Consider the following 1,964-nt stretch of genomic DNA (forward strand, 5'->3'; position numbering starts at 1 on the left):
AGTAGCACCCGTGTTACCTTGAACACCTTGAGGTCCAGTGGCACCAGTAGCACCCGTGTTACCTTGAACACCTTGAGGTCCGGTAGCACCAGTAGCGCCAGTGTTACCTTGAGGCCCAGTGGCACCGGTAGCACCCGTGTTACCTTGAGGTCCAGTAGCGCCGGTAGCGCCAGTGTTACCTTGAGGCCCAGTGGCACCGGTAGCGCCAGTGTTACCTTGAGGCCCAGTGGCACCGGTAGCACCTGTGTTACCTTGAGGTCCAGTAGTGCCAGTGTTACCTCGAGGGCCAGTAGCACCGGTAGCACCTGCTGGTCCAGTAGGTCCGGTAGGTCCTTGAATGAACGAAGCAGAATTAACTAGAGCAGTTTGTAATGCTGCTATTAATTTAAGGAGCTCTTGAAGTGTGCAAGGGTCAATTCGGAATAATTTTGTAATGTATAGTAAATAGTTAATGAGATTTTGAAGCTCAATAAATACAGCGCTTGCTACAAAGGTTGGATTTCTTAATATAGTTATTAAGTTTTTAATAATAGCTAACCCTTGTGCTTTCAGGGAGGAAGTAGCATCTAGTGAACAAATAAATTTACTTAGTAGGTTCAATGTATCAATTAGATCTTCAATATTTTGGGGAGATGGATTTGCGAAAAGTTTTGGGATTATTTTTGTTAAATCAATAATAATCGCACGAAATGTTCTAAGTTGAGCTTTAGTAATTGGGATTGATGGAGTATTTGGGATTCGTCCGGCGCTACTTGGAAAGCATGGTTTGGAGAATTTGTTTTGATTGTCGTTATAACGAGACATTAAATCTCTCCTTTCTCACGAAAATGTGAACGAAACTCATCATAGTAGATGCAGAAATTAGTTAAATGGTCATAGTAAAATCGTTTGTTTAAAGAAAAAATAGAAAAAACGCCTTACAATAAGGCGTTTTTTCTATTTTCTGCGTATTGATAATATCGCTTTAAGGAAATTTTTGATTTGAATCCAGCGAGTTTTATAATTTCTGATTCAGGAGTTTCTTTTTTTATTAAGTTTAAAATATAGGTGTTACGAAAATGTTGTCCTGAAATTCCTTTACGTAAATTGGCTCTAGCCACTTCGAGGCGAATCATTTTTTGTATAGCAATTTCCGTTAATGCCTTTGGTGCATCATTTTCATATACCCACCTGTATGTTCCACGGTTAAAATCGAATGCGACAAATAATGGATCATCACTATGGTATTTAGGACGAACTGGTTCTGGGATGCTTTTGTAATAATTATATAGTTGTTTTTTGTCTTCTTTTGCTAATGTAATTGTTCTTTCTACACCTGCGGTTGCTGGGATTGATAATGTATTAGTTTCAAAGTGAACGTGATGCATTGTTAATGCTGTAAGTTCCTGTAAGGATAAACCGTAGTCAATCAATAGATTTAAAATAGCAATATTGCGATCCATTAATAAGGGGCGCACAGGAAGTTGTTTTTCTGAAAGTCCTTCTAATGAAGTGACTATATACTTTAACCTTTTTTCTTCATCAGGTGAAATGAAATCTTCGTTACGAAGTGTACGGTCTGGTTGAATAGATATTTCCATATTTTTCAATGGGTTAGGAATGTTTAGAAAATGATGCATTCTATTTAGTACAATAAATACACGATGCATCGTTTTTTCTGAGTAATGTCGATTCGTTTTTAAATCGGAAAAGTAATCTTCGTAGTCTTTTGTACAAAGTGTAGCCCATATATTACTGGAAGGGAGCTTTTTGTTTTTTTCTAACCAATGTCCGAAGTCTTCAATGTCATAAACATAACGTTTAATAGTTGAGGGTTTTCGGCCTTTATTCAATAAAAAAATAGAAAAGGCTTGTATTGTATCATGGAATTCCGTTGTCTCCATAGTCCCACCACCTTAATTATTTCTTATATTATAGCAAACTTTTCTGAAAATAGGCATTTACAAGGGGGACAGGAATATTAA

Annotated in this window: 2 protein-coding genes; both read right to left on the reverse strand. The window is 37.4% G+C overall.

What is annotated here, in order from left to right; all coding sequences use genetic code 11:
- Positions 1-804 (reverse strand): collagen-like repeat preface domain-containing protein (locus ACQGS6_RS27385; RefSeq protein WP_426965949.1); only part of this gene is annotated, 804 nt, incomplete at its 3' end.
- A 113-nt stretch (positions 805-917) separates the two neighbouring features.
- Positions 918-1,883 carry a tyrosine-type recombinase/integrase gene (locus tag ACQGS6_RS27390; RefSeq protein WP_000450319.1) on the reverse strand — a complete coding sequence of 322 codons (966 nt, stop codon included), beginning with the start codon at positions 1,881-1,883 and terminating at the stop codon, positions 918-920.
- Positions 1,884-1,964: the final 81 nt, after the last annotated feature.

Source organism: Bacillus sp. GMs2/2 (genome assembly GCF_050172095.1).
Classification (GTDB): domain Bacteria; phylum Bacillota; class Bacilli; order Bacillales; family Bacillaceae_G; genus Bacillus_A; species Bacillus_A cereus.